Here is a 22,237-nt window from a genome sequence, read left to right as displayed (position 1 = left end):
ACAATCAGACTGGATTGTCGATATCGATAAACGTCACATCAAAACCATGCTGCTCAGCTAAAAGCTCGCCTAAGGCTTTAATGCCATAACGCTCAGTAGCATGGTGACCAGCTGCAAAAAAGTCGATACCTTGCTCGCGTGAACTATGAATCGTTTGCTCAGAGGCTTCACCTGTAAGATAAGCATCAATACCTTGAGTAGCTGCTAAATCAATATACCCTTGTCCGCCACCTGTGCACCAAGCGATGGTTTCGATTTTCTCTTTTCTTACCAAACTAGCTAATGGTGCACGGTTAAGTACTTGGGTTATTTTGGCGGTAAACTCTTCACCACTTAAAGGGGTTTTTAAACGCCCTTTTACCGGCACACTATTTGGACCAGATTCAAGCCCACCTGTGAACTCAATATCGAGTAACTTAGCCAGTTGCGCGTTATTACCAATTTCAGGGTGTATATCTAGCGGTAAATGATAGCCATATAAGTTAATATCATTATTTAAAAGCGCTGCAATACGGCGCTTTTTCATGCCCGTGATTGGCTGCGATTCCCCTTTCCAGAAATAGCCGTGATGTACCAAAATAGTATCTGCATTTTCTGCAATAGCGGCATCAATTAATGCTTGGCTAGCTGTGACACCCGTCACTATCTTTTTTACTTCGCTCGCACCTTCAACTTGTAAGCCATTTGGGCAAAAGTCAGCGATAGAATCAGGTTTAAGAATGTCGTTTAATAATTGAGTAAATTGTTTGCGTTGCATATAAAAATCGTCCTTCAACCCTCTATTTTGTGCAAATTTTGGCGTTTATGAGTGAAAAATGGAAGGAAAATCGCAAAAAATTGAAAAGTAAGCTGAAAATAGGTATAAATATATATTCTTAATCTGTGTTTACAACGTATAGGGTCTCTGATGAGCAAACTAGACAAAACAGAAGTGTTAAATGCCTTCGAAGCAGCATACGAAGCAGCGAATGGTAAGAAACCTGAAATCACAACAAAACCTGGTTGGTATAGCATCGACGGTGGCAAAAATATGCGCCTTGCTGATGTTGCAGCACTGACTGAAGAGCTCACTTCTGGTAAAACAGTTGAGCCTAAAGCAGAAGAAGCACCTAAAGCACCAGCGAAAAAAACCAAAACTAAAACCGCTGCACCGGCTAAAACAGCTAAGAAAGCATCGTTCACTGTTGTTACAGCAAACGATGACGGTTACAAAGCTGAAGAGCTTTGGATTGTTAACCTAGCTGAAAAAGACCACGATTGTCGTTTACCGCGTGGTGTTGTGTAATCAAATTACACTTAGCAATTTTAAAAACCGCTACTCGTTAGCGGTTTTTTTATGGCTGTTCATTTGGCTAGTTATAACCCATTGGCTACTATGGCCAAACAACACAATAAATACGGTTCCAATCAATACAGGCATCACTAAAAAATCCCAGCTTTGCATAGATTGCATTATCAAAATTGGGTTTGCGCCTGCAGCAGGATGTACTGTGTCCGTCAACATCATTAGGCTAATTGCCAACCCTGTGGCTATAGCAATTTCAACAGGCCCTACACCGACATAATTTACAAAAACAACGCCGATTAGTGCAGTTAAAAAGTGCCCACCGATAACATTCTTCGCTTTCGCAAGCGGACTATGTGGCACACCAAATACCAACACCGCAGTTGCTCCAAATGGGGCCATCAACCACACACCATAACTTCCTAATTGCTGTAAATAGGCCAACACAAAAATTGCCATACAAGCAAATATACCCGCAACGGCCGCCTTGCTTACTTTATTCTCCATAAAACCTCCAATAGGTAGACCGACTTGTCTACCAAGCAGATAGTAGACAACTCGGTCTACTTCTGTCAAGCTGTCATTAGTCACCCAATGAGGCCTTGTTATGGATAAACGAACACATATTATTTTGACCGCCCTGTCACTTTTTTATCAAAAAGGCATTCATAGTGTGGGGATAAACGAAATTATTAGTGTGGCGGGTGTCGCCAAAAAAACCATGTACCACCATTTCACAAGTAAAGATGAATTGTTATTAGCGTGCCTTAGTGAGCGACATACCCGATTTTTAAATTGGTTAACGCATGCCACCAGCAAACTAACCACTATTGAAGAATTTAAAGTCGCTTTGATCAGCTGCCATGAAGCTTGGTTTAACTCTGAGGTGACTGAGTTAGGTGATTTTAATGGCTGTTTATTTATTAACACCGCTGCGGAGTTTGCTGATCCTGCAAGCCCGATAAATCAAGCCTGCAAAGAGCATAAAATGGCAGTACAGCAGTTAATTAAACAGCGTCTATCAGCGTGTGAAAATATGGAAAGCTCGCAGCTCGACTCACACAGCCACTATTTAATGACGCTGGTAGAGGGCATGATCTGCCAAGCAAAACTAGTAGGAATTAAACAGTTTCCTTATTTAAAGCAATAAATAAACAATAAAAAAGCGGCACAATGGCCGCTTTCAGTTTAGATTTTTGCTATGTTAGATTTTTTCAAAATATAGCTTTTCGCGTTTTTTCTCACCCACTTCGTTCATGGTTGCAGCATCAAATAAACGACCATTGATCATGGTGTAATCGATTTTATCTGTATCACGAATGTTAGTTAGCGGGTTACCGTCAATAACAATTAAATCGGCAAGTTTACCCGGCTCAAGAGAACCGATGTTGGTATCAAGGCCAATGTATTTAGCAGGATCTAAGGTTGCTGCACGAATTGCTTCAAGTGGTGTCATACCACCTTGCGCAAACATCCAAATCTCCCAATGTGCCGCTAAACCTTCACGTTGACCGTGAGCACCTAGGTTTACTAAAACACCTAAGTCTTGCAGCTCTTTAGCAACACGGGCATTGTTAAAGTGGTTATAGTGATGATCGGGCGCCTTAACACGACGCATTGAACGAGGTAAAAGCTGATTCTTTGGTACAAACTTACTTAAGCGTGGGTGATTCCACACATCTGTCTTGTCGTACCAATAATTTTCACCCCAAATACCACCGTAAGCTACACCCAGTGTCGGCGTGTAGCCTACATCACTTTGTGACCAAAGCTGGCGAATATCATCGTAAATATTGGCAACAGGAATTGAGTGTTCAATACCCGTATGACCATCAACTACCATAGTTAAGTTATGCTGCAGTAATGAACCGCCTTCTGGCACAACCATCATTTCAAGTTCACGACCTGCTTCAATAACTTGTTGGCGCTGTTCACGACGAGGTTGGTTATAGGATTTAACACTAAACGCACCTACTTTCTTTAAACGCTCAAGATGGAATTTAGCATCTTCTAACGAGTCAATATGCGATGTATAACCTGGCATATTTGCACCATATAAAATGGTACCCGTTGAGAAAATACGAGGGCCGACAATCATGCCTGCTTTTTGCATTTCGCTTGCAGCAAAAATCTCTGTTGTGTCGTTTGATGGATCATGAATCGTTGTCACACCTAACGCTAAACCCGCTAAGTTCTTCCAGTTTTGCTGTGGAATGATCTCATCGCTGCCTTGCGAGCCATGCGCATGTGCATCAACAATACCCGGCATAATCGTCTTGCCAGTTACATTAATTACTTCTGCACCTTTAGGAATAGCAACACTGTCTTTACTGCCAACCGCTTTAATATGCTTACCATCAGTAACAATAACGCCGTTTTCAATGACCTGCTCACCGTTCATGGTGATAATACGCGCACCAGTTAACGCGAATACTGATTTAGGCTCCGCCATGGTTTTTGTAAAACCGATGTTGTCGCCGCTTTTAACTTTAAAGTCAGTCTCTGCATTTTGGTTAATATCAAATAAACCCGCTAGGCTGGCATGATATAACTCTGGGCCTAAGCTCCAATAAAGTTTATCGCTTGTGCCACTCCAACTGATGTTTTCACCCGCGCGAACAGAGAGCTGTTCAATTGGGAATTGGCTATCTTTCGGGCCAATATTAATGGTTTTGCCACGCTCAACAAATGGCGTAACAAATACTTTAAAACGCTCTGCAAACGCTAAGTATTGGCCATCTGGTGATACTCTAAACTCTGTAGCATGTTCTGATTCGTAAAGTTTACGAACTTGCTTTGATTCAAGCTCAACAACACTTAATGTTGGTTTCGGCCAAGGGCTCATCACATAAATACGGTCATTCGCTGCACCAAATTGCGGCTGATAGCCTGATTTAGTGATTAGCGTCGCTTTACCGCCTTTAGCACTTACTGAGTAAATGCCTGGCTCTAATGACCATGTTGGGTTAAGGATACTACCGCCAGACGCTTTACGGTAAACAACTGTTTTGCCATCAGGGCTGAAAGTTGGCTCTACATATTTACCCGGCTCTTTAGTAATGGTATCGCCACGGCCACTGCGCGCAGATACTACACGTACTGAGCCCTGTTCGTTATCATCCCATGTGGTGTAAACAATCTTCTTCCCATCACGAGAGAACTGCGGGAATAATTCAAAGTGGTCGTCTTGCTTAGTCAGGCGCTTTACTTTGCCAGACTCTAAATCACGTTTATAAATATGGCCTAGCGCTTCAAATATAGCCGTTTCACCATCCGGTGAAATTTGTACATTACGCAGCATTTTCACATCAAAATTATCGCTATCGATGTTTTGTGTAAAACGCACGGCTTTTTGAATTTGCTTATTGGTCTCCACTTTAAACGGAATAGTCGAGACAGACTTATCATCCACATCTAGCTTATGAATTGACCCACCCGCCCAAAAGACCAGTTGTTCGTTATCTGGTGTCCAAGCAATTGTTGGGTATACGCCATGAATTGCCCATGTCTCTTGCATATCACGCTCAAGCTCGCCATACAGCTTAGTATGCTCACCGGTGTGAAGATCATATAAGTACAAGCTTGTTTGGAAATCATCGCGCTTAATATACGCAAGCTTTTTACCATCTGGTGAAGGTGTTGGTCGAATAGCCCCACCCATGCCATCAATAATTGTTTCAATCTCGCCAGTTTCACGGTCATAGCGTTTAATTTTATAAATACCCGCTACAGAATCTTTAGAGTAATGGAATGTTTTACCCGGCGTTGCATCATGCGAGAAATAAACATAACGACCATCCGGTGAGAACATCGGTTCGCCTAAGTCTTTTTGGTCGTTCTCACGTGCGGTTAGCTGCACACCTTTACCACCCGCTTTGTGGTAAAGCCATACTTCACCAGCCCCTAGAGAGCGGCTTGCAGTAAAGTGCTTACGCGCAACTAAGTAGTCACCATCTGGGCTCCAAGCTGGGCTGTTTAACAAACGAAATGTTTCGTTCGTTACGGCTTTTTGGTTTTCACCATTTAAATCCATAACCCAAATGTTATCGCCACCACCTTGGTCTGAAGTAAACGCAATGTGCTTACCATCAGGGCTAAAGCGTGGTTGCATTTGCCATGCAATATCACTGGTTAATTGCGTTGCTGTGCCACCTGACATTGGCATGGTATAAATATCGCCGAGTAGGTCAAACACCACTGTTTTACCATCAGGGCTAATATCTACGTTCATCCACGTGCCCTGCTCAACACTAATTTTAGCGTCTAGGAATTGGCCTTTAGGTGCGTCCACCTGCCATTTGTCGTCATTTGATTGCTCAGCTGCCGCCACTTGCCCAGTTAGAGCAAGTGAAATAGATACAGCGAGCGCTGTATGAAGCATTTTCTTCATTGAAATCTCACTTTTTATTGTTTTGCTTATATGCACACTTTTAAGATTGCACCAAATAGCATAGCAAGATTCCAGTGATTCGTGTTAAACAGACGTAAATAGTCGACTAATGCCACGCAATCGGATCAAACTGATAAAAGCCAACCAGTAAATGATAAATTTCTGGGTCAAATTGCCTGAGTTCAGCGGGTTTTTCTAAGAAAGTTTCGGTAATAACAGCAAAAAACTCTGCCTCGTTGGTCGCGCCATAACTATGGATAACATGAGGCATGCCATAAGCTAAATGGGTTTTCAGTTGATTAAAGACGCGGCTAAATACTTTTGCCCACTTTTGATAATCTTCATTACTCGCAAGCAGTGGTGTACCCGTGGTTTTGCCGGTTTCTTGGTCGAGCTGATGGGCAAATTCATGAAACACTAAATTATGGCCATCGCTTGGTAAACGGTTCCCCTCAAGGACATCATGCCAACTCAATACCAGTGTTCCGCCTGGCCATGATTCACCTTGGCGCACCGTATTGTGATAACTAACAAGTCCGGCATTATCGCGGGAAGTTTGCGGGGCATAATACGCGCTTGGATATAACAGGATCTCTTTTACATTACGATACAGTGGCCATGGTTTATTAAGCACTAAAACACAGGCATCGGCTGCCACAATCAGCTTCATTGCATCATTAAGCTTAAGGCCATCACAACCGATAAAGCGTTTTTCATTTAAAAACCAAACGATATGACGCTCCAGCTTTTCACGATCGGCATCCGTCATCTTTCGGTAGATGGGCATATATTTTAACAGCAGATCTTTTTGCTGAACATTGAGGGAGTTATTTAGGTATTTTTTCTGCCAAAAGTGATTACGGATATCGTCCCAGCGCCAGTAACACACAACAAAAATTATTAAAAAAAGTATCAAAACCAGGTTAAGCATTACTATCGCCTAAAAAACAATCTTGATACTTTAATGTGTGCAAACAAAAAAAGATCAATTGTTTACACACATTTTTATTTTTAAAGCTGATTAATCGAGCGTAATACAGCCTTGATTATAAATAAAAATTTGGTTCCGGCCGTTATTCTTCGCATTGTATAAAGCGTTGTCGGCGTGTGATAGCAAGCGGTCGTAGTCTGCAACTTGCGCGTTATCTGCCACACCAAAACTTACCGTTACAGAAAGGCTATCTGCTAATTCTGAGAAATCGTAACCCGCTATCTCTAAACGGATAATTTCACATAATCTTGCGGCCTCTTCAGCGTTTTTGTATGGAAACAACAGGGTAAATTCTTCACCGCCCCAACGCGCCGCATAACCTTCATCAGGGAAGTTCATGCGCAGTAAACGAGCAATTTCACAAATCACTTTATCACCAATTAAGTGCGAGAAATTGTCATTAATGAGTTTGAAGTGATCAATATCCATAATCGCAATACTAAGCGTTTTATTATCACGTTGGAACTGACTAAAGTTTTCAGACAGCCATATATCAAAGGCACGTCTATTCGGTAATTGCGTTAATTGGTCATGATTCGCTAAATGAGCAAAGGCATCGGCTTGCGTTTGCAAATCATGCATTTGCTGTTCAACTTTTTCAGTTAACTCAATTTCAATGCGCTTGTAATGATATAAGCGGTATTTATAAATGGCATAAGCAGCAAAAAGCACTGCAACTAAGATAAATAATTTAAAGCTGGTTTTCTGCCAAAAATAAGGGGCTATTTTAAACCGCAGTACTTGTTCATTATCTTGCCAATCACTATTTGGATACCCAGCGCGCACTTTAAAGGTATAGTTACCCGGTGGTAAATTAGTGTATTCGGTAATGGCCAAGCGCCCCCTGTCTACCCATTGTTGATTGTAACCACTTAATTGCGTTTGGTAGTTTAAACGCCCGGGCATGATAAAACTAAGCCCAGCGTAATTAAACGAAACACGAGAAACACCAGCAGGTAAGCTCAACACCTCACTTCCAACGGGTAAAGTAATGGGTTTGCCATCGACTTCGAAGCTTTCAATAACCGTCGATAGTCGGCGTTTACTGGCTTCTTTTAAACGCTCTGGTGTCGCGATAGCAACGCCTTTTGCTGTGGCAACCCATACTTGTCCATCTGAATGAAGTACAGCAGCAGGGTTTGAACCACCATTAGCTTGCGCGCTAAGCATGCCATCGCCTTCATCATAAAGCTGCATCGAAACACTCATTGGCTGAACTTTTTCAGGGTTATCTAGCAGTGCTACTAGCTGAGCTTTATTGACTTGAATAACACCGCGGTTACTGGTCAGCCACAGTGAGTCACCTTGTTCAATGACTTGGAACAGCTTATCGACAGGTAAACCTTGATCTCGACCAAATAAGCTCATTTTATCTGTACTGAGATTGTAACGAACGAGACCTCTATCGGTTGCAAGCCACATTTTATCGCCATCTAAGTAAAAGCCGAATGCATACTCAGTGCTGAACTGCGTTGGAAACTCAAGTGTTTTAAACTGCTCTGTAACTGGGTCAAAAATAGACACACCGACGCCCGTGCCAACCCATAATCTACCATGGTCATCCTCATTAAGTGCCATTATGAAATCACCGGCTAGGCCATCCTCCGTGGTAAACGAATGAATTTGCCCTGCAGGGTCTATCTTGGTTAAGCCTGCAGCGGTACCAACCCATAGATTATCAAAAGCATCAAACAACACAGCGCGAACTTCGTTACTGATCAGGCCATTACTGCGGTTTTTTACTGGGTAAATTTGCCCATTAACCACTTTCATTAAACCGGCAGTATAAGTGCCTAGCCAGACTCCGCCCTGCTTATCTTCAGTTAAACTTAAAACGGATAGTGGGTCTTTTTCATAGGCTTGGGTAAGGGTTGTGAGCTTGCCATTTTCAATACGATTTAAGCCATTACTACTGCCCACCCATAAGCTGCCATCAGAATGCGATAACACGGTACGCACATAATCAGATGCAAGCCCACGACTTTGGCTCCAATTCGTAAATGGTGCTTCGCGCAGGCGGAATAACCCGGCATTCGTGCCAACCCAAATACTTTTTTCCCGATCGAGCAATAAGGATAAAATACGGTTGTTGGGTAAGCCATCATCTGCCGCTAAGTTTTCAAGGCCTAAACTGCTAAGTCTAAATACCCCTTTATTGATGGTGCCAAACCACAAATCGCCTTGTGCATCTTCGAGTAAACTAGCAATTGATTCGTTGTTAAGGACGGGATTAATAGCAACAAACTTATTATTTTTCTTTTGCCATGCCCCTTTTTCAGTGCCGACAATTAAAGTGCCTGACTCCGTTAGTAACAAGGTAAACACAGAAGCATTTGGAAGCCCTGAGTCTTCATTGATCTTACTAACTTGCTTATTCTCAATTTGATAAAGACCATCACTGGTCGCAGCCCAAATCACGCCTGTTTTGTCTTGTAAAAGGCGGTAGGCACTTAACTTATCAAGCAGTTTTTGCTCAGTGGCAGTTTCAGAAGCGCGGTATACAATACCTTGCCCTTCAAGTGCCAACCAAAGCTCACCTTGTTCAGTAACATGTGCATGATTAACCATGGCTGATGAGCTTGGTAATGCGCGCCACCCTCCTTGTGAGCGAAGCGCAATGCCACCACGGGCGCCCACGATATATAAATCGCCATTTTCCATTGCAATAAGGCTACGTAGGCCAGAATCAGGTAAGCCAGGTATTTCTGTTCGAGTAAAGAGTTTAAACTCGCGACCATTAAAACGGGCAAGCCCTTCCCAAGTTGCTATCCAAATGTAACCATCTTTGGTTTGCGCTACACCATTGATACTATTGTGAGGAAGGCCGGCGCGAGTACTCCAAGTCTCTGTAAAATAGTCACTTAAAGAGAGGCGTGCAGATTCTGCAACCGCGCTGAAACATAAAAAAAGAAAAATACAACTAACTACCCGCACCATTAAACTAAAACCCTGATATTTATTATCGTTCTATTCAGTGATGTAGTTATGCGAAGTAAAGTCATCCCTAACTTCAGATAATACTACATTAGTTGCGATTTTTACTTACTTCGATAACATTTAGCAAGAATCAATTACAGAAATTAGTAATTTTTTCTTGCAGTATTTTCACAAATCTTGCTACATGCAGGCCATCCATCAAAGCATGATGCACATCGATTGAAAGCGGCATCTTGCCAGTTTGTACGTCATATTGGCCAAACACAAACTTGGGTATACCTAGACCATGCCCTTCACTCACCGCATGCGAGAAGCCGGTAAAATTAAGCCATGGGAGCACTGAGATATGAATAAGATCAGGCTGCCCTTCTGTTGCAGCAAATGCATCAGAGAAAAATGGTTTTGCTTTACTTGTTTTACCCACAGCAATCGCGTGCTTTGAAAAATCTTCCATCGACGCTTGTTTTTCAAAATAACTAAAACGAAAAGTTTCATCTTCTGCAAGCTCTACCACACTGCCTCTTACAGATGACAGTTGTACGGGCAACAAATCAATAATACGTTGACGCATTGGTGCATAGTCATGACATGCTTCAAGTGTTAGGTAAACATAGCTGTGAAAGAACGAATACGGTTCTGCTTTGCACTTGTTATATAGAGCCGCCATATCGAGTGAAACACATACATTAAAATATGGCAGAGAAAATTCTTTGAAAAAAGCGAAATGCTGCTTACGAGGCCAAGTATCAAGATTGATTGGGGTTATTTCACAAGGCTGAGTTTTCATTAGGCGTCCTCGAGATTTAAAAACCGAGTGTACCGAGATAGTTAGCCTTCGTCATTTTGTTGCGATAAATAACAGCGACAAAAAAGGTGCGACCTGCGCACCTTTTTTAACTGTAAATTTAGTGGGTTTACTAAATTATAAGCCGTTTTCGATGATTTCTAACGCGAGTTCATCGGCAATTAAATGCGTCGATTTTTGTTCTTTTTCAGAACGTGCGAAGATTTCAGTTAACGTATCGTAGATACCTTCAACGTGCTTAGTTGATGCTTCTGCACTATAACCTTCTGGTGCAGTTTCGTAATAAACATTGATGATACCACCTGCGTTAATTACGTAATCTGGTGCGTATAAGATACCTTTTTCGCGGATGATCTCACCGTGACGAGACTCTGCTAATTGGTTATTCGCACAACCTGCAATAATTGTTGCTTTTAAACGCGGGATAGTCGTGTCATTCACCGTTGCGCCAAGTGCACATGGTGCATACACATCAACATCTAAGTCGTATATTTCATCAATACCCACAGCCGTTGCATTGAAGTCATTTACAACACGCTCAACAGCTTGTTCGTTGATATCTGTTACAAATAATATTGCGCCCGCTTCATGTAGGTGTTTACAAAGGCCATATGCTACTGCACCTAAACCTTGCACGGCTACTTTGATACCAGCAAAATCTTGATGACCTCGTTGATGTTGTAAAGCTGCTTTAATACCTAAGAATGTACCATATGCTGTGAACGGTGAAGGGTTACCACTTTTACCTTCAAGGCCTAATACATAGTTAGTTTCTTTATTCATGATAGCCACATCATCACAAGTGATGTTTACATCTTCAGCTGAATAGTAGCTACCACTTAAACGCTCTAACTGACGACCAAATGCACGGAAAAGTTGCTCTGATTTAATTTCCTTAGCATTACCGATGATCACTGACTTACCGCCACCAAATGGTAAACGTGCCACAGCATTTTTGTAGGTCATACCTTTTGATAAACGAAGTGCATCAGTAACAGCATCTTCATCAGTTGTGTAGTCCCACATTCTGCAACCACCAACCGCTGGACCTAACTTGGTATTGTGAACCGCGATAATAGCTTTTAGGCCTGATTCTTTATCTGAACAAAACACCACTTGCTCGTGGTTATCAAAGTCGACTTTATTAAATACAGCCACAGTTAAATACTCCGAAATTTTCTTACCCTAAAGGGGTGTGAGCGCTGAAAGTGCCGAGACTTTATCACTTCGTATGCTCCCTTACCACTAAATGAGATGATAAAACTAAGCAAAGTTCTCAGGCCGAAATAACAACTCAAAAACTAACACTTTATGGAAAAAATATACCAGTCAACGTACGCATTAAGCATTGTTAATTCAAAACAAAATATTAACATCGCCAACTTTATTACGTGAACGTAAAGGTAAAGTATAGCGTAAAGAAAAAATGACAAAAAAATTATGCCGATAAAGCCAAGTAAAATCAGCTTTTAAAGAGATGTTAGAGAAATAGCTGAGACTGGTCAGAGCTGAAAAAAACGGCGCAGGTGCGCCGTTTTTTCAAGAGAGTTTCAAGATGGTTATTTTAATTTGCCATCAAGTTCTTCGATTTTTGCTTTCCAAATAGCAGGGCCTTGCGTATGCGCATTGGCACCTTCACTATCAACAGCAACGGTTACTGGCATATCTTCTACTTCAAACTCGTAGATTGCTTCCATACCTAAATCTTCGAACGCAACAACACGTGCTTTCTTGATTGCTTTAGATACAAGGTAAGCTGCACCACCTACTGCCATTAAGTAGATAGATTTATTGTTTTTGATTGATTCTACTGTAGCAGGACCACGCTCTGCTTTACCAATCATACCGATGATGCCCGTTTTTTCTAACATCATATCAGTGAATTTATCCATACGAGTCGCAGTTGTAGGGCCAGCAGGACCTACCGCTTCATCACCCACTGCATCTACAGGGCCAACGTAGTAGATAAACTTGTTATCAAAATCAACGCCTTCAGGTAAACCTTCACCTGATTGGATCATATCTTGTAAACGTTTATGCGCGGCATCACGACCCGTTAAGATAGTACCAGACAGAAGAACCGTTTCACCCATCTTCCATTCTTGCGTGTCTTCTTTAGTCAGTGTGTTTAAATCAACACGACGTGTACCTTCGCCTACTTCAAATGTAACTTCTGGCCAATCTTCAAGTTTAGGCGCTTTAAGATCGGCTGGGCCTGAACCATCTAATGTGAAGTGAACGTGACGAGTTGCTGCACAGTTCGGGATCATTACCACTGGTTTTGATGCTGCGTGAGTTGGTGCCGTTTTAACTTTCACATCAACTACGGTTGTTAAACCACCTAGGCCTTGTGCACCAATACCTAATTTATTAGCACGTTCGAAGATATCGATACGCATTTTTTCTTCAGTTGTTTCTGCGCCGCGCTCAATCAGCTCGTGAATATCAACCGGATCCATTAATGACTCTTTAGCAAGTACCGCAGCTTTTTCTGCAGTACCACCAATACCTATACCTAGCATGCCAGGTGGACACCAGCCCGCACCCATGGTTGGTAATGTTTTTTCAACCCATGCAGCCACATCATCAGATGGGTTAAGCATAACCATTTTCGTTTTATTTTCTGAGCCGCCGCCCTTCGCTGCCACCATTACTTCTACTTCAGCGCCTGGCACTAAGTCGATATGAACAACTGATGGAGTATTGTCTTTGGTGTTTTTACGCGTACCAGCAGGGTCTGCAACAATTGATGCACGTAATGGGTTATCTGGGTTTAAGTATGCGCGACGTGTACCTTCATCAACCATTTGCTGAACAGTCATGTCTGTTTTATCCCACTTAACATCCATACCTACTTTTACGAAACAAGTAATGATACCTGTATCTTGGCACAGTGGACGTTTACCTTCAGCAGACATACGAGAGTTAATTAAAATTTGCGCAATGGCATCTTTTGCCGCTTTGCTTTGCTCTTTGTTGTAAGCTTTTTCTAAGGCCTGTACGAAATCGAGAGGGTGATAAAAAGAAATGTATTGCAATGCATCTTCAATGCTATCAATGAAGTCTTGCTGACGAATTGTACTCATTACGGGTTCCTTAAGTTTTTATCGCGTAGCGCTGTACGTGATCCTGAGTAAACCGGTGACGAAGATTTACTCTACGGGTTAGTCATGGCATCACTATAAAGGAAATCATAACGCTGCCAATCAAATTTAACTTATGATACCCTCCTCGCCCGTTTCGGGCTAGTTATTCAGGGCAATGTAGATGATAAACGATGAAAATTTGTGCATAAAATTAGATTTAAGTGGTGATTGCATCGCGCTATATAGTCATTTTGCTCATTTGCCCCATGCCGTGTTGCTCGATTCAGCCAATAGCGAACATGTGAATAGCCGCTTCGATATCATCGCTATTGCCCCATTAAAGCAATTAGAAGTGCGTGAAAATACCTGCTTTGTCGACGGCAAAGCACAATCAAGTGATTGTTTTAGCTTGATGAAAGAAGGCCTTCAGGAATTTAATCACACAGCAAACTCTAATAACCTGCCTTTTACAGGTGGTTGGCTTGGCTATTTTGGTTATGATTTAGGTCGCGTGATTGAAAGCATGCCAACTACTGCCGAAAACGACATTAACATGCCGCAAATGGCTATTGGCCTTTATCCAGATGCCCTTATTTATGATAAGCAACAGCAAAGCTGGTTTTACGTCTGTCAGCCAAATCATAATCGCTTAGCGCTATACCAGCAGCACCTAAACGAAACACCAGCAAGTGCAGAGTTCGCGCTACAAAGCGACTGGCAATCAAACATGAGTAAAGCCAGCTACAGCGAAAAGTTCGAGAAAATTCAAGCTTATTTAAAAAGTGGTGACTGCTATCAGATCAACCTTGCACAGCGTTTTAAAGCTGAGTTTTCTGGTTCAACATGGCAAGCCTATAAACAACTTCGAGAAGCGAATAAAGCACCGTTTTCAAGCTATATAAATCACCCTGATGGCGCTATTTTATCTATCTCCCCTGAACGTTTTATTGCTATTAATCAGGGCCAAATAGAAACCAAGCCAATTAAAGGAACCCTCCCTCGTTTGGCTGACTCTGAACAAGACCAAGCGCAAGCAACCCGTTTACAACAATCTGAAAAAGACCGCGCAGAAAATGTCATGATTGTTGATCTGCTACGCAACGATTTAGGCAAAGTGGCTCGCCCAGGTAGCGTCACCGTTCCCTCGTTATTTGCCATTGAAAGCTTTCCGGCTGTGCATCATTTAGTAAGTACTGTGCGCGCAGAATTAGCGGATGGCAAAGATGCCGTTGACCAAATTCATGCCGCTTTCCCGGGTGGTTCAATTACCGGAGCGCCGAAGATTCGCGCTATGGAAATTATAGAAGAGCTCGAGCCGCATCGTCGTAGTGTGTACTGCGGCTCAATTGGCTACTTGAGTGCTTGTGGCAATATGGATACCAGTATCACAATCCGTACTTTAGTGTGTCACAAAGGTGCAATCTATTGCTGGGCTGGCGGTGGCATTGTGGCTGATTCAAAGGTCGACTTGGAGTACCAAGAAACTTACGATAAAGTAAATAAAATACTGCCTTTATTAAAGTAAAAGTTGAAGTAACTACCTTGAATAGCCAGCAAATAATTGCCCGTTTTAGTTTAAGTCAAACCACAGAGCGCCCAGCTAGCATTCGCTTTAATGCCGAAAAGCGTGCCAGTGCCGTAATGTTACCTCTGCTTGATGTTAACGACGAAGCGCATTTGTTATTGTGCAAGCGACCTAGTTATTTACCTCATCACCCGGGGGAGATTTGCTTACCGGGTGGAAAGTATGAAGAACAAGATGACACGTTAATGCACACCGCTCTTCGAGAGCTCAATGAAGAGCTTAATATTGCGACTCACCAAGTGACTGTCCACGGTAAATTACATCAGTACGCGACTCTAACCGGTTTCACTATTGAACCTTTTGTGTGTGTGCTTAGTGAGGGCACTACATGGCAAGCAGATCCCAACGAAGTTGCTGCCAGTTTTTTACTACCCTTATCTTACTTAAGTAATCAACAAAATTGGCAACCCCTCCCCTTTGAGCGAAATGGTAAAACCATTACTTTGCAAGGCTTGATGACCCCCCATGGTCTGCTTTGGGGAGCAACAGCAAGCATTATTAATAACTTTATCAAGCAGCTCGCCCTACCAGTTTAATTATCCTGCTTTTAGGGTTACACAGACACGTTTAAACGTTATCATGTGGCACCGTTCAAAGGCAGGTAGTATGCCGTTAATAGAAAAATGAGTAGCAAATTATGATCAGTGCATTCGATATGTTTAGTATTGGTATTGGCCCATCGTCATCTCACACAGTTGGTCCGATGCGCGCTTCGCGTTTATTTGTAAACGAACTAGAAGAAAAAAACTTACTTGCAAACGTCACCGATATTAAAGTTGAGCTATTTGGCTCACTCGGTCAAACAGGTATTGGCCATGGCTCTGGTAAAGCTGTGATCTTAGGCCTTGCCGGTTATGATCCAGAAACCATTGATGCTGATTTAGTCGACGATATCCTCGCAAAAATCGAAAAAGAGCAGGTTATTTATTTAAACCAAAGCCATAAAGCCAATTTCCCTAAGCAAGGTGCGATTGTATTTCATCGTCGTAAAACTCTACCAAAACACTCAAATGCAATGGAAATCATTGCTAGCCAAAATGGCGAAAAGTTATTCAGCAAAGTGTATTACTCAATCGGTGGCGGCTTTATCGTCAGTGATGAAGAGTTCGAGAACGAAAAACAAAAAGCACTCGAAATTCGCGAAGAAAACCCAGCGCCTTATCCGTTTAACACGGCTAAAGAGTTATTAGAGCTATGCCGTGAATCAGGGTTTAGTGTATCAACACTTATGATGCATAACGAAAAAACCCTGCGCAGCGAAAAAGACATCAAGGATGAGCTGTTTAATATTTGGCAAGTAATGAAAGCCTGTATTGAGCGTGGTATGCGTACAGAAGGGATTTTACCAGGCGGATTAAAAGTAAAGCGCCGTGCCCCTAGTTTACACCTTAAATTAAATATTGAAGTAAACAACGACCCATTACGTGCGATGGACTGGGTTGATTTATTTGCCCTTGCAGTAAACGAAGAGAACGCTGCTGGCGGCCGTGTTGTTACCGCACCAACCAATGGTGCTGCAGGTATTTTGCCAGCAGTATTAATGTATTATCACACTTTCATTAAAGAAGTAGACCGTGATATTGCTACTCGTTACTTATTAACGGCGGCAGCAATTGGTATTTTATATAAAAAGAATGCGTCAATTTCGGGGGCTGAAGTTGGTTGCCAAGGTGAAGTGGGCGTTGCTTGCTCAATGGCAGCGGGTGCACTAACTGAAATCATGGGTGGTAATGTTGTACAGGTTGAAAACGCCGCTGAAATTGGCATGGAGCACAACCTAGGTCTAACTTGTGACCCTGTTGGCGGTCTTGTACAAGTACCATGTATTGAACGTAATGCAATGGGCTCAATTAAAGCAATCAATGCGTCACGCCTTGCTATGCGTGGTTCTGGAGAGCAAAAAGTAACCCTTGATAAGGTCATTAAAACCATGCTCGATACAGGTAATGATATGAAAACGAAATACAAAGAAACCGCTCGCGGTGGCTTAGCAGTTAATATCATCGAGTGTTAATTTAAGCATAATAAAAAGCCGCTTTAAAGCGGCTTTCTTATCTCTATTTTACTGGTAACTCAATGTTTTCGAAGAGTTTATCAACATCTTCTTGGTTACGTAATAAACTTGCTCGTTCAACCAGCTCTTTCGTTAAGTGCGGGGCAAAACGCTCAATAAAATCATACATGTAGCTACGCAAGAAGCTGCCTTTTCGAAAACCAATTTTAGTGGTGCTCGCTTCAAATAAGTGACTTGCATCAATACAGACTAAATCAGTATCTGTTATTTGATCAATCGCCATAGACGCCACAACACCCACACCTAGCCCTAAACGAACATAAGTTTTAATTACATCAGCGTCCGTTGCAGTAAAGACAATATGCGGCTCAAGGCCATGAGCATTGAAAGCTTTATCTAATTCAGAACGACCAGTAAAACCAAACACATAAGTTATCAGTGGATATTTAGCCACATCGGCAACCGTTAAGTTATCAGCCTTTTGCGCAAGCGGGTGTGTTTTTGCCACAACAATACTGCGATTCCAGTGATAGCACGGCAACATAACTAAATCAGAGTATAAATGTAGTGCCTCAGTCGCAATGGCAAAGTCAGCATCACCGCGTGCTGCCGCATCAGAAATTTGCTGTGGCGTTCCTTGATGCATATGCAGAGAAACTGCCGGGTACTTTTTCATAAAGCCTTGAATAACATTCGGTAATGCGTAACGAGCCTGAGTATGAGTAGTCGCAATGTTAAGTTTACCTTGATCAGGCAAAGTATGCTCATTAGCAACCGCTTTAATACCTTCAACTTTCGACAATATCTCTCGCGAAATATTAATTATTTCGTTACCGGCACTGGTTACATGGGTAAGGTGTTTGCCACTACGGCCAAAGATCTGTACGCCCAGTTCGTCTTCAAGCATACGAACTTGTTTCGAGATCCCCGGTTGCGAGGTAAATAAACTTTCGGCTGTCGCTGAGACATTCAGTTTATGATTTTGGACTTCGACTATATATCTGAGTTGTTGTAGTTTCATGGCTGCATTGTAAACGTTGTTATTGTTTATTTATAAAGGCTGCAAAGCGCGATGCCAAGCGATATTTCATCGCGCTATACATTTATATCGATTGTTTCTAAGGCTAACACATTAAATTAATGCTCGGTAGCCGTGTTTACTCGCAAAATATTCAATAAAGATGTTAGTTTAGCGCTATACTCATTATAAAGTAGTAAACTTAATAAGTTTATTCGAGATAACTACCGCAAAACTGTTCAGATCTAATCTTTTTAAGGTAATATAAAAAAATTAGATAGTTAAAACTGAGATTTAGTAATGATTGTTTCTATCATCATCATGCTCATTGTTGCATTAATTGTGATCGCATTATGGGTCAGTGCTGTGCAACAACACAAAGAAAAACAAGAAGCAGAGCGCCGCAAAGAGTTAACTAAGCAAAAGAAAATCATTGAAGAAGCAGAAGACGTGCTGCTTAACAGTGCCAATATTCCCATGTCTGAGAATATTCTACGTATTATTCAGCGCCGTATATATGATGCGCTTGCAAGTATGGTACAACTCTCTCCAAGTTCTAAGGAACTCAAAAGTCGCTTAAATGAAGCTAAACAGCGTTTAGGGGGTCCAATTGAGGCGAATAATAGCGACTCATTAGTGTTACCAGACAACGATAAGCAGCTTATTTCTTTAATTCAAGGAATAAAAAAACTAAGGGCAGTGCTACGCTCTGAACATAGTAAAGGTAAAATCGAGAGTCAAATATTTGTTGCCGAAGATAAACGCCTTGAAAAACTACAACTTCGAATCAACGTAGAAAGCCAAATTAAGCGTGGGCTTTCAGCTCGCTCAGCAAATATGGTGGGCTCTGCCAGACAGTATTTCGAAAAAGCACTGGCAACGCTTAACTCAGTTAGCTATAGCGATGAATATGTAAACTCGAAAAGACAAGAAGTTGAAGGTTATTTAGAAACGATTAGCTCTGAGTTGAAAGCATCAAATGCGACGTCACTAAAGAAGAAAGCAGAACAAGAGCAGGACGATTTAGACGTGTTATTCGCACCAAAGAAAAAGTGGTAAACCACTTTTTCTTTGCTTTGTGAAAATTAAGATAAAAACGCAAACTTAACAATAAACAGCGCTGTTAATACCCACACACTAATACTGATTTCATCTTTTTTACCACATACCAACTTCACTGCAGTATAAGAAATAAAACCAAGCGCAATACCGTGAGCAATCGAGAAAGTTAACGGCGTCATTAATAATACTACGCTCACTGGAATGGCATCTGTCATATCATCCCAATTTACCAGCTTTAAGTTTTGCATCATTAACACAGCTACATATAAAATTGCACCTGCCGTTGCATAAGCTGGGATCATGCCAGCAAGTGGCGCAAAGAACATCATTAACAAGAAACAAATGCCTACAACAACAGCAGTTAGGCCTGTACGGCCGCCCACAGACACACCTGCTACTGATTCAATGTAAGACGTTGTTGTTGACGTACCAAGCATTGAGCCTGCAATGGTAGCTGTGCTGTCAGCGCTTAATGCACGACCTAAACGAGGCATTTTACCTTGTTCATCAGCAATACCTGCTTTTTGCGTTACAGCAACTAAAGTGCCTGAAGTATCAAACAAATCAACAAATAAGAACGCAAATACCACTGTTAGCATTGAGATTTCGAATGCTGCTGCAAAATCCAATTGCATAAAGGTTGGTGCAATTGAAGGCGGCATTGAAATAATTCCTTGATATTCCACAAGGTCTAAACCAAGCGCAATAGCCGTTACTAGTAAAATACTAATAAGCACGCCGCTTTTCATATCGCGGTATAACAGTGCTGCAATAACAAAAAAGCTAAAAATCGCAAGTAGTGGACCTGGGGCCGTGATATCGCCTAACTGCACTAAGGTTGCAGGGCTTGCTACGATAATCTCGGCGTTTTTCAATGCAATAAGCGCTAGGAAAGCACCGATACCTGTGGCAATAGCACGCTTTAATACCAGTGGAATAGCGTCTATGATCCACTCTCTCACCTTAAATAGGCTTAAGAATAAAAAGATACAACCAGACATAAAAACTGCACCTAATGCAGCTTGCCAAGTGTAGCCCATGCCCAAAACAACACCATAAGTGAAGAAGGCGTTCAAGCCCATACCCGGAGCCAGTGCTAATGGGTAGTTTGCCCATAAACCCATAATAAAACAGCCAATTGCAGCAGCAATACAGGTTGCTACGAATGCCGCACCTTGATCCATTCCCGCTTCTGCTAGCATGGCAGGGTTAACAAATACAATGTAAACCATGGTAATGAATGTAGTGATGCCAGCAATAGTCTCGCGGCGCACAGAGGTGTTGTTTTCAGTGATTTTGAAAAGTCTTTCGAACATGTTGAACTTTAAGTTGAGATTAATTGGCTAATTTTATCATATTTTATCTCAATAAGAGGACATTTTACCTTGCAATGTTCTAAACTAATAAGGTCTTTTATTTCAAGAAAATAACTAAACTATGTCTGATAATTCGCCAGTAGGCTTAGATTTAGAGCAACAGCTTGATAATGTACTTGCCTTTATTACCCAACCCGATAAAGGGTCGGCGCCAAATAAAAGTACTCAATCTGTTGAAAACGTACTAAACAAAGCTTTGTATTATTTAAAAAATGAACAGCCTCCCCTTGCTGCCAAATGGATGCGCTTAGCAGCTATGGCGGGTAACCATAGAGCGCAATTTTATATGGGGCTGTTTTTCATCAAAGGACAAGGTGTTCCGCACAGTGTTTTTCATGGTGCGGTGTGGCTAAGTCTGGCAAGTAGTCAAGGTTATGAACCTGCAACGGCTGCACTTGATGATCTTAGAAAGCACATCAGTACGCGCAGATTACATGATGCGCAGAGCTATGCAGCGACCTTATACGAACAAATCCACCAGCAACAGTTTGCTCATTTAATTCCTCGTGATCCTGACGCCAGCTAACACGCGTCAGGTTCTACAACTCATTAATGCTGTCTTGTCAGTTTACTCTCAAATGTTATGAGACCTGCACCAACTACAAGCAATAAGATACCTATAAACTCAAGCCACACATGGCCTTTATGGGGCTTGATAATAGGTGTTTTTGAAGTAAGGCTATATAAGCGCCTGCCTTGCTCGCCAGATTCTACAAACGAAATACCTTTATAGTCCGCTGAAATAATAAATTTAAAATCATGCCTGCTAATCATTTCTCGACGTTTAGCATCTATTTTCTCGCGGCTTTGTTCTACGAGTAGCGTACGCCAATCATGAAAAATGCCATCTGGTTCACTATCTTTCACTACACCATATGATTTGTACTCATAGAACGTTGTATTGAATAGCTTTTCTTGATGCCCTAAATAAAACATGGCACAACCTAGCGCACTTAACAGTATGGCAATATAGACGAGTGAGCGCTGTTTAATGAATTGCTTATTACTTTGTTGCTTATACCAAGCTTCAATGTCAGGCACATTAATCAATCTCGCTTTATCTACAGAATGTTTTAATGGCTTCATAAAGTCGCAAATTGTTAGATTGAGCGCCGTTAATATTGAACGAAATGTGTCGTTTGAAGGCACTGATTTATCGTTCTCAAGTTTTGAAAGGTAGCTTTGCTCTATTCCCACTTGCTCAGCAAATTCTGGTTGGCTTAGTTTTAGCTCACTGCGATAGTGCTTTAGTTGTGTTCCGAATGTACTCATAACGCATTTCCTTTTTGTTGTGGAGTCGCCATTCTTTGCTATTCATGCAGATATAAGAAGCTGAATAAATAGGAATAATGAAGAATATTAGCAAGATAGGAAGAAATTTACGAGATACGAGATACGAGATACGAGATACGAGATACGAGATACGAGATACGAGATACGAGATACGAGATACGAGATACGAGATACGAGATACGAGATACGAGATACGAGATACGAGATACGAGATACGAGATACGAGATACGAGATACGAGATACGAGATACGTTGTCAGTATAAGTAAATAGTAAAGTGTAATGTAAAGACTTATTTAATCATTTGCTTGAGGAAAACAAATGGCGGAGTGGACGGGACTCGAACCCGCGACCCCCGGCGTGACAGGCCGGTATTCTAACCAACTGAACTACCAC

General features: G+C 41.8%; 18 protein-coding genes. 7 read left to right on the top strand and 11 right to left on the bottom strand.

Features of this window, described 5'->3' with window-relative positions; translation table 11 throughout:
• Positions 1-4: 4 nt before the first annotated feature.
• Positions 5-757: a Nif3-like dinuclear metal center hexameric protein gene (locus NO991_RS04245; RefSeq protein WP_300360201.1), complete on the bottom strand. Its 753-nt coding sequence runs from the start codon at positions 755-757 to the stop codon at positions 5-7.
• 150 nt (positions 758-907) lie between these two features.
• On the opposite strand from NO991_RS04245, the gene NO991_RS04240 reads away from it, so the two are divergent.
• On the top strand, positions 908-1,285 hold the full coding sequence (locus NO991_RS04240; protein WP_054551606.1) for a hypothetical protein: 378 nt from the start codon (positions 908-910) through the stop codon (positions 1,283-1,285).
• Positions 1,286-1,315: 30 nt separating this feature from the next.
• Here NO991_RS04240 and NO991_RS04235 read toward each other — a convergent pair whose 3' ends face one another.
• The gene (locus NO991_RS04235) at positions 1,316-1,792 is read right to left on the bottom strand and encodes an HPP family protein (protein WP_054551607.1); all 477 of its coding nucleotides are present in this window, start codon (positions 1,790-1,792) and stop codon (positions 1,316-1,318) included.
• Between the two features lie 100 nt (positions 1,793-1,892).
• Between NO991_RS04235 and NO991_RS04230 the strand changes: the two genes are divergently transcribed.
• Positions 1,893-2,435, top strand: coding sequence for a TetR/AcrR family transcriptional regulator (locus tag NO991_RS04230; protein WP_054551608.1), 543 nt, complete (start codon positions 1,893-1,895; stop codon positions 2,433-2,435).
• A gap of 54 nt (positions 2,436-2,489) precedes the next feature.
• Here NO991_RS04230 and NO991_RS04225 read toward each other — a convergent pair whose 3' ends face one another.
• From NO991_RS04225 to NO991_RS04200, 6 genes are all read right to left on the bottom strand, one after another.
• Complete coding sequence (locus tag NO991_RS04225) at positions 2,490-5,675, bottom strand: amidohydrolase family protein (protein WP_300360196.1); 3,186 nt, start codon at positions 5,673-5,675, stop codon at positions 2,490-2,492.
• Between the two features lie 106 nt (positions 5,676-5,781).
• Positions 5,782-6,606, bottom strand: a complete 825-nt coding sequence (locus NO991_RS04220) for a M90 family metallopeptidase (RefSeq protein WP_300360194.1) — start codon at positions 6,604-6,606, stop codon at positions 5,782-5,784.
• Between the two features lie 90 nt (positions 6,607-6,696).
• Positions 6,697-9,603, bottom strand: coding sequence for a ligand-binding sensor domain-containing diguanylate cyclase (locus NO991_RS04215; protein WP_300360192.1), 2,907 nt, complete (start codon positions 9,601-9,603; stop codon positions 6,697-6,699).
• Positions 9,604-9,733: 130 nt separating this feature from the next.
• Positions 9,734-10,390 carry a CatA-like O-acetyltransferase gene (locus NO991_RS04210; protein WP_054551612.1) on the bottom strand — a complete coding sequence of 219 codons (657 nt, stop codon included), beginning with the start codon at positions 10,388-10,390 and terminating at the stop codon, positions 9,734-9,736.
• Positions 10,391-10,525: 135 nt separating this feature from the next.
• A complete protein-coding gene (locus NO991_RS04205; protein WP_300360190.1) occupies positions 10,526-11,566 on the bottom strand; it encodes a Glu/Leu/Phe/Val dehydrogenase in 1,041 nt (346 codons plus the stop codon).
• 401 nt (positions 11,567-11,967) lie between these two features.
• A complete protein-coding gene (locus NO991_RS04200; protein WP_054551614.1) occupies positions 11,968-13,494 on the bottom strand; it encodes a fumarate hydratase in 1,527 nt (508 codons plus the stop codon).
• A gap of 181 nt (positions 13,495-13,675) precedes the next feature.
• Between NO991_RS04200 and pabB the strand changes: the two genes are divergently transcribed.
• From pabB to NO991_RS04185, 3 genes are all read left to right on the top strand, one after another.
• Positions 13,676-15,019 (top strand): aminodeoxychorismate synthase component I, encoded by a 1,344-nt coding sequence (pabB, locus tag NO991_RS04195; protein ID WP_300360188.1) that lies wholly within the window; start codon positions 13,676-13,678, stop codon positions 15,017-15,019.
• 17 nt (positions 15,020-15,036) lie between these two features.
• A complete protein-coding gene (locus NO991_RS04190; RefSeq protein ID WP_300360186.1) occupies positions 15,037-15,615 on the top strand; it encodes a CoA pyrophosphatase in 579 nt (192 codons plus the stop codon).
• Between the two features lie 101 nt (positions 15,616-15,716).
• Positions 15,717-17,093 (top strand): L-serine ammonia-lyase, encoded by a 1,377-nt coding sequence (locus NO991_RS04185; RefSeq protein WP_054551617.1) that lies wholly within the window; start codon positions 15,717-15,719, stop codon positions 17,091-17,093.
• Between the two features lie 43 nt (positions 17,094-17,136).
• Here the strand turns inward: NO991_RS04185 and cysB are convergent, their stop codons facing one another.
• Entirely contained in the window at positions 17,137-18,114 is a 978-nt protein-coding gene (cysB, locus tag NO991_RS04180; protein WP_054551618.1) for an HTH-type transcriptional regulator CysB, read from the bottom strand.
• Between the two features lie 297 nt (positions 18,115-18,411).
• On the opposite strand from cysB, the gene NO991_RS04175 reads away from it, so the two are divergent.
• Entirely contained in the window at positions 18,412-19,170 is a 759-nt protein-coding gene (locus NO991_RS04175) for a hypothetical protein (protein WP_054551619.1), read from the top strand.
• Positions 19,171-19,196: 26 nt separating this feature from the next.
• Here NO991_RS04175 and NO991_RS04170 read toward each other — a convergent pair whose 3' ends face one another.
• Positions 19,197-20,489: an NCS2 family permease gene (locus tag NO991_RS04170; RefSeq protein WP_300360183.1), complete on the bottom strand. Its 1,293-nt coding sequence runs from the start codon at positions 20,487-20,489 to the stop codon at positions 19,197-19,199.
• A gap of 121 nt (positions 20,490-20,610) precedes the next feature.
• Here NO991_RS04170 and NO991_RS04165 point away from each other — a divergent pair, with 121 nt between their 5' ends.
• Positions 20,611-21,075, top strand: a complete 465-nt coding sequence (locus NO991_RS04165; RefSeq protein ID WP_054551621.1) for a sel1 repeat family protein — start codon at positions 20,611-20,613, stop codon at positions 21,073-21,075.
• 23 nt (positions 21,076-21,098) lie between these two features.
• On the opposite strand, the gene NO991_RS04160 is transcribed toward NO991_RS04165, so the two are convergent.
• On the bottom strand, positions 21,099-21,821 hold the full coding sequence (locus tag NO991_RS04160) for a helix-turn-helix domain-containing protein (RefSeq protein ID WP_300544470.1): 723 nt from the start codon (positions 21,819-21,821) through the stop codon (positions 21,099-21,101).
• Positions 21,822-22,237: the final 416 nt, after the last annotated feature.

It is taken from the genome of Pseudoalteromonas sp. DY56-GL22 (genome assembly GCF_041414715.1).
Lineage (GTDB): Bacteria > Pseudomonadota > Gammaproteobacteria > Enterobacterales > Alteromonadaceae > Pseudoalteromonas > Pseudoalteromonas simplex.
This window is presented reverse-complemented; position numbering and strand designations above follow the sequence as displayed.